At 39.4% G+C, this 7,178-nt stretch carries 9 protein-coding genes; 4 read left to right on the top strand and 5 right to left on the bottom strand.

Annotated elements, in window-relative coordinates; genetic code table 11:
• Positions 1 to 141: 141 nt before the first annotated feature.
• The 4 genes from H6G18_RS21765 to psaI all read left to right on the top strand — a co-directional run bounded on the left by H6G18_RS21765 (position 142) and on the right by psaI (position 5,130).
• Positions 142 to 1,389, top strand: coding sequence for a hypothetical protein (locus H6G18_RS21765; protein WP_190409182.1), 1,248 nt, complete (start codon positions 142 to 144; stop codon positions 1,387 to 1,389).
• Between the two features lie 44 nt (positions 1,390 to 1,433).
• Positions 1,434 to 2,081 (top strand): flagellar motor protein, encoded by a 648-nt coding sequence (locus H6G18_RS21760; protein WP_190409181.1) that lies wholly within the window; start codon positions 1,434 to 1,436, stop codon positions 2,079 to 2,081.
• A gap of 191 nt (positions 2,082 to 2,272) precedes the next feature.
• On the top strand, positions 2,273 to 4,879 hold the full coding sequence (locus H6G18_RS21755) for a hypothetical protein (protein ID WP_190409180.1): 2,607 nt from the start codon (positions 2,273 to 2,275) through the stop codon (positions 4,877 to 4,879).
• Between the two features lie 110 nt (positions 4,880 to 4,989).
• Entirely contained in the window at positions 4,990 to 5,130 is a 141-nt protein-coding gene (psaI, locus tag H6G18_RS21750) for a photosystem I reaction center subunit VIII (RefSeq protein ID WP_190409179.1), read from the top strand.
• Between the two features lie 179 nt (positions 5,131 to 5,309).
• On the opposite strand, the gene H6G18_RS21745 is transcribed toward psaI, so the two are convergent.
• The 5 genes from H6G18_RS21745 to H6G18_RS21725 all read right to left on the bottom strand — a co-directional run bounded on the left by H6G18_RS21745 (position 5,310) and on the right by H6G18_RS21725 (position 7,163).
• On the bottom strand, positions 5,310 to 5,432 hold the full coding sequence (locus H6G18_RS21745) for a photosystem II reaction center protein J (RefSeq protein ID WP_190409178.1): 123 nt from the start codon (positions 5,430 to 5,432) through the stop codon (positions 5,310 to 5,312).
• Between the two features lie 68 nt (positions 5,433 to 5,500).
• Entirely contained in the window at positions 5,501 to 5,620 is a 120-nt protein-coding gene (locus H6G18_RS21740) for a photosystem II reaction center protein L (protein WP_010997988.1), read from the bottom strand.
• Positions 5,621 to 5,640: 20 nt separating this feature from the next.
• The gene (gene psbF / locus H6G18_RS21735) at positions 5,641 to 5,778 is read right to left on the bottom strand and encodes a cytochrome b559 subunit beta (protein WP_010997987.1); all 138 of its coding nucleotides are present in this window, start codon (positions 5,776 to 5,778) and stop codon (positions 5,641 to 5,643) included.
• Between the two features lie 9 nt (positions 5,779 to 5,787).
• Positions 5,788 to 6,036: a cytochrome b559 subunit alpha gene (psbE, locus tag H6G18_RS21730; protein ID WP_190409177.1), complete on the bottom strand. Its 249-nt coding sequence runs from the start codon at positions 6,034 to 6,036 to the stop codon at positions 5,788 to 5,790.
• 104 nt (positions 6,037 to 6,140) lie between these two features.
• Positions 6,141 to 7,163, bottom strand: a complete 1,023-nt coding sequence (locus tag H6G18_RS21725) for a photosynthesis system II assembly factor Ycf48 (RefSeq protein ID WP_190409176.1) — start codon at positions 7,161 to 7,163, stop codon at positions 6,141 to 6,143.
• Positions 7,164 to 7,178 lie beyond the last annotated feature (15 nt).

The following is a 7,178-nucleotide window of genomic DNA, read 5'->3' as shown; positions in this document are numbered from 1 at the left end:
GATTATGAAGTGTATTCAGAGGTAAGTGAAGCCATGATTTATGGTTCCTTACTTCGTCTCATGGTTAGGCGATTGTCTATTTAATATTTACTTTACGAATCAGCTCTTAGTTGTGAACAAATAGAATATTGGTGTCGTATTTTGCCTAATTTGCTTTTAGCTATTGGCTTACTTGGAACTTTTGTCGGTATCACCCTTAACTTGTCGCAGATTAGTAAAACAATAAATCAAATTAGTGCTAATAATGTAAATGATTTAGTATCTGCATTAAATCAACCATTAGAAGGCATGAGTATTGCCTTTTGTACTAGTTTAATTGGATTATTTTTTAGCACAAGTTTAACATTATTTAATTGGTTGAAAAATACTACCTTTGCCAGAAATAAACTTATTAGTAGCCTTGAAGATTACCTAGATAATGTTTATCAACCACAAGTACAAGGTGATACCCGTCTTGATAAAATAGTAAACCGGATGGTATCCCAACAAGATAGGTTTTTAACTCGATTTGGATCTACAGTCAGAGATGCAGTGGAACAATCACTTGGTAAGGTAGCTGAACAAATTGCTCAAGGAAATAAAGAAGCTTCTGACTTAGCCAAGGAAGTATATAAAAGATTTTATGAAGCGGCTGGTACTATCTCTAGTGCCGCTAGTAAATTTGATGATACGATCGATGAATTGAATGCAAAATCTCATATATTTAAAGAGTCTGCGGAAATTTTTGAAAGAAGCCAATTTCCCCAGAATTTGTCAGCAGCTACAGCAAATTTAAGTGGCACACAGTTAAAATTTTCAGAGTCGGCTGCAAGTTTGGCTACTACTGTTAAATCTTTTGAAACAGTGCTAATTGAAATTAAGAGTTGTAATCAGGAATTAATTAAACTCGGAACAGAGATTCAGCAGCTAAATCAAAGATCATTGCAAGTATTGGAGTTACATCAATCTAATCAAGATGTTTTGAAAGAGGTGATACCTCAGTTGAAGCAAGGGGCAAATAGCTTCTCTAGAGCGATTAATAAGCTTGATAAATTAGAAGAAAAAATTGCTAATAATGCAGATAGTTTTAACAATGTCGAAGTTGCTTTACAACAGTTATTGATTTCTGTAAACCAATATACGGAAAATGCTAATTCTGGTTTATTAAATGTATCTGATAAATTAGACGATAATAATCAATCAGTTAATAATTTAGTTGGTAGTATTGGGGATTTAACTAAGCAAATTAATTTCCAATTAAACACATTAACCAAAGAGCTAAAAGCTTTATATCATAGTAATGATATTTTGATTAAATCGCATGGGAATGTGGGCGATCTCCTGATAGAAAGCATTAATAAACTGAATAATACTAATGGTAATCTCAGAGATAACCACAGTGATTTTTAAAAAATGTTTAGTAAAATTAATTTATTCTGAAAATTAAAACTACTATGGCTCGGACATCAAGACATAGAGAATATAATGAAGAACTTAATGTCTGGCAGGCTTCTACAGATTTGATGTCTAGTGCCTTCCTGATGTTAATTCTATTTTTGCTCTTAACTATCATCACATCATCGTTATCACAAACAAATCAAAATACGGATACACCGCCAATTATTCTGATTCAAGATGAGGGTGCTTATAGATTTGCCTCTGGTAGTGCTGAAATTCCTCCAAAAATGTTAACTTACATTTTGAGGGAAATAATACCAAACATAGAATCTAACGCTAAAAAATATAATATTGATGTTGTTGAAGTCATTGGCCATACTGATGGACAACCCAACGGTAATGTGGTAAGCAACTTGGATCAAAATTTAGAAAAAGTAGTGAATGGCGAGTTACCGATAGTTAATCTTCGTGCTGGTTCTAACGCCGACTTGGGATTGATGAGAGCGTTGGCGGTAGTGAAAGTACTGCGTGATGTGCAGAGAAAGCAGGGGAAACTGGCTAAACTCTCATTTAGGGGTTATTCTGCGGCACAAATGATTCTACCAAGTGGAAAAATTGCAGCGATCGCTCGTCAGGACGACAAGACACGGCGACGTATTGAAATCCGGTTCACTCGCCTCGGTAAGGAGCAGGAAGTGAAATAACTATCAGCTTAGTAACTTGATGGATAAAACTTGTGCTGTTAAATAAAATTATTATTCAGCTTTAGTTCTTTACAGTATTGGAGTCGAAACATTATATTACATTCAACAAATTACAGATTGCTGAGGTAAACTTGCAAGAAAAATAATGCAAAATATTACTCAGCTGCTCTTCAGTCTGGGCATCACTCATAATGGAACACTGGCAATTTCTGATTCAGAAACAGGGCGATCGCTCTTGGCACGCCTTGGAATCGCCAAACACAGAAATATTAGAGGGTCGGTATAGAGTTTTAGCTCGTTCTAACCTGCCTAATCAAGATGTAGAAGTGCGCGTGACGCACTTTTCTACCCAGGAAGTACCGCCAAAGCGACGGATTCAAAAGCGATTGCGTCGCACTAACTCCGAAGGCTTAATGGCGGTAATTCCTTTCACATATCTCAAACCAGGTATTTGGGAATTACGCTGCTCTGGCGATTTGATATCAGATATTTTTGGTAAATCCTGGCAATATGGTGTCCATCTACAAGTCACTTCCCAGCCAGCAGATGAAGCAGACCAAAAATTAAATATAGAAAATAATTTAGAAATAAACTCATTCCATCAACCAGATTCTATATCTGATGACAGTTTGGGGTCAGATTCTGGCACAGAACTAGCTGTTACTAACCAGAGCGACTTTCTTACCACAGATTTTTCTTTAGACCAAGAAGACACAGCGATTGACGAGCCAGTAAATCCAGTTTGGGTCAAAGGTGAAACGGCAGAGCAAATTTTACAAAATTTAATTGATTTAGCGTTACCCACTTCTGAACTTTTGCCGGAAGAACCAAAAGTTGAAGATTCGCCAATCCAGGAAGAATCACTTCCCTTATTGCTGACGCTGGATCGAGAAACATATATTACTCAGTGGGGACATTTACTTACTATTCATGGGAGTGTAGATTTACAAAAAAATTTGGAGCTTGGAGATGAAACTCTAAATATTGAAAACCTCTACGCTGTGGAACTGCGAATTGAATTGCGATCGCCTCTAACCTCAGAAGTATTAACTCAACTGCGTCAATCTCTAGGAGATAAATCACTACCTCTGATTATTCATTCGGCAATTGATATCCCTGCTGACTGTGAATCTAAGCTAATTTTGGCAGATATTAATTTGTATGGAGCGATTGGCTACGCCTCACCGGATGGTAACGCTAATCCTGGGGAAGTGACGCTATTAGCTAGTCAGTCCTTCACCATTACGGCAGATGTAGCTGATTTATTGGCAGTTAAAAATGCGTTTCAAGCTAGCCAAGTAGAGAAGCAAAATGACACCACACTACTTGTATCCACTGCTGAAACTACTACTAGCCTGGATTTGGAACTTTTCAATCTAGTTAAAACCCCATTCCCAGGTCAATTACAGCCAATCTATCCATCAGCAAACACACCTCTACCACAGCAAATTGACTTACAGTCGCTCCAGAAATCAAGTGATTTCCGTTTACCACAATTACCAAAACTACCGGAAAATCCCACTGATGGAATTTCTACGGATGATCTAGTTGTAGAAACAAGCTTAGAAATTCCTCTCTTAGAACAGCATGATACAACCATTCCCTTAACCCCTGCTCCCATCAATTTGAGTCAGTTGGTAATCAAACAGAGTCGCTCACGGATTTTGGGAAGTACTTTACCTTACTTAAAACGCTTGCCAAACACCCCTCGTAGCAGCGAAGTAAAAACAAGCCAACTTGCCGATGAATTAACTACCCCAGTTGCGGAGGAATTGCCATCGGTGGATGTTTTGATCACTGAGTCTGAAACTAATTTAGAAGATGGGCTTAGTGATATAGAAATTCCAAATGAAGCTGCGGTTGAGCTAGAAGCTCAATCAACGGCAGAAATCATTGAAACCGGAGAAACAGAAGAAATAATTCCTCAGAATGAATTTATTGATGAGGATGTAGCAGAAATATCCATTGCTGCACCGCGACCTTATTCATCGCCTTTAATTCGCAAGTGGATGGAGCGCCAAGGATACTCTTTACCTGATTTTTTCACAGACACAAATGATGTTCCACCGGAGCAGATAACACCTGATGAAGCGTCTACCATTTCCCTGAGTTCGCAGGAAACTCCAAATTTTGAGGATAGCTTGTCATCAGTCCCAGATGTGGAAACAGAACCAGTAGAGACGGATGTAGTCACATCAGAGGAAATAGAAAATCAGATATCTGTAGAGATAGACAACATTTCTCTAGAATCATCGGCATTACAACCTGAATTATCATCTACGGAACCCATTCAGACATCATCAACTTGGTTAGCACAAGAAATTGTCATAGATGATAGCGATAATGAATTAGACACAAACAAGAGCCATTTACCAAACGTGGAGCAGCAGGCAATCGCCAACACAACCGAATCTCTCTCTAGGGAAATGTTGGAACCTTTACCGATTCCCTTACTGTATGTGCCTGACGGGGAACTGATTGCTGGTACTTTGGTGAGAGTGCGAGTAGAATTGCCACAAGTAACCCCACAAGTCGTAGTCAAATTGTGGATGGAAGATTGCCAAACTCGCTGGTTGCTTGATGGTCCCCACCTGCTAACGGAGTTGCTATCAAACTCTGCCGGTAATCTGGAAGGGATGACTCAACTCAATATTCCCTTTGGCTGTTTAGAGATTCGCATAGAGGCGATCGCTCTCAATACAGTGACACAGCAGGAAAGCCACAAAGTCACAATTATGAAAACTGTAGTTCCTCCTGATTTGCCCAACGTCACCCTAAATGATTTACTTGGTATGTAAATTTTGTCTGAATTCAAGCTGTGTTAAAAATCTTGAGAATTTACAAAAACTGACTGAATTTGCAGTAAGCTCATTTTGAATTGTAGTGTGATTTAAGAGGAAAATTTACTATGGCAACCGCATTTTTGCCTTCTATCTTGGCTGACACTTCTTTCTTGTCCTCTATTTTGGTTCCCGTAGTTGGTTGGGTTGTACCAATTGTCACCTTCGCATTTCTATTTTTATATATTGAACGCGAAGATGTTGCTTAATGCAACCAGAGGTAACGGGTAATATGTAATTTAATACTACATTTTTTACTTATTACCTATGATCAAATTTTCAGCCAATTGGTTTTCAAGTTAACAAATGAAAATACCGCCTATCTTTAAGAGATAGGCGGTATTTTCATGCTGTTTTCTAAACAAGAGCCTAGAAAATCCAGACTAAATTACATTGAAGAACCGATTCCAGCGTAGGCTCCATAGAAGAAGATACCTACAACAGTGATTACACCTAAACCTGCGATCGTAGCGACGACCCACAGGGGAATTCTCCCACTTCCAGCTGACACAGCTTTCTCCTCCCTTAACAACAAATCAACGCAGGTTCAATAAACCGAAATTGAAAACAAGAGTCCAGTTAGTTAAAGAAGTAACTGGAGAATAGAATGCCTAGAACAAATACTAATAGTAGTCCCAGGTAAAGTGAAGTCCGGTTAAGTTCTACCGGCTGATTATTAGGATTGGGCGTTCTTTCCATAATTTACTCCTAGTGTGTAACTAGCGTTGAATAAACTGCATTGAGGCGATCGCGCCCAAGAAAAATACGGTAGGAACAGCTAGTGTATGAACTGCAATCCATCTAACCGTAAAAATAGGATAGGTAACTGGTTGATTGATGTTATTGCCGCTAGTCATGATTTCAAACTACTTTTCGATAAGTTGTTCAACTTGTTTTTTCGCTTCAAAACGATTGTTCACAATTGGCAGTTCTTGACGTGCTTGTGTGTAATACTCATCAGGACGAGGAGTGCCAAACACGTCATAAGCCAGCCCGGTGCTGACAAATAACCAACCAGCAATAAATAATGCTGGAATGGTGATGCTGTGAATTACCCAGTAACGAATACTGGTAACGATATCGGAAAACGGACGTTCTCCAGTAGTCCCTGACATTTAGATCCCTACCTTCACAAAGATTGTTATTGAGTTTATTATCCTACAAAGTTAAGAAAGAGTTACAAGTTGCAACTTTCTTCTCATAAAAGTAGGAAAAATACCTAAGCAGCTGGTTCTGTTGGGACAGCTTTAGCTATCTCTGGTTGATATTTTAGTAAAACACCGCGATCGCCGATCACAAACCCCTGATCTGGTTTAAGAAAGACAACCTTGTAAAAATTAGCTGCTACTTCTTCCACATCTCGGTCTTTTTCCCAAGTTTTGCCGCCATCAGTACTAACCAGCAAGTTAGCACTACCTCCGCCTACCCAAACTTCATTTGGTGTGCGATAGGCCATATCCAATAAACCCCAACTGGTAGAAAGTTCAGGATTTTCAGCTTCTAGCCACTCATCTGGTTTGTTTGGATCGCTAAACTGTACCTGACCACCCCTGGCAAGTAACCACATCTGCCCATCCTGAGAAAAACCCATGTTTTCTACACGGCGGGAACTATTGCGGTTATGGGGAACCCAAGCATTCTGTCCAGGCTCCCAAGTAGAATAGAAGCTACCTTTAGCAGAAACGGCAACATATTTACCATCCGTAGAACGTTCCAAGTTACGCACTACACCTACAGCAGCTTCTACCTGGGCTTTCCAGTTTTTCCCGCCGTCTGTAGTTTTATATATAGCACCTACATCTGTAGCCATTTCAGCTATATCTGTAGCCAAAGCTTGGATGGCAATTGGATTACCAGGTAGTTTTTCACTCAAGGGAATACGTGACCAAGAACGACCCTCATCAGTAGTGTGTAGTAGTAAAGAAGGTTCACCGACAATCCAGCCTTCCTTGCCAGCGAAACTTACCGAGTCAAAACGGTATCTATCATCATCCAGCGCTAAATTCAAAGGCTGCCAAGTGTCGCCGCCATCATTGGTTTCTAGCAAAGTAGAGTTACTACCAACCAAGAAACCATGCTTGGGGTTATCAGTAAAACCGATATCTAGTAATTTAGCCTCTGTCGGCAAAGAAACGACTGCCCAAGGGTTGTAGCTGGTAGAGGGAACCTTACTACAACCAATACACAAGAGGACGACCATCAACAAAGCAAATATTTTTTGCCAGCTTTTCACAATAACCATTGATTTTTTAGTTGT

Origin of the sequence: Anabaena subtropica FACHB-260 (assembly GCF_014697105.1) — a bacterium.
Classification (GTDB): Bacteria; Cyanobacteriota; Cyanobacteriia; order Cyanobacteriales; family Nostocaceae; genus Trichormus; species Trichormus subtropicus.
The sequence above is the reverse complement of the archived record's forward strand: the minus strand, read 5'-3'. Positions and strand labels throughout refer to the sequence as shown.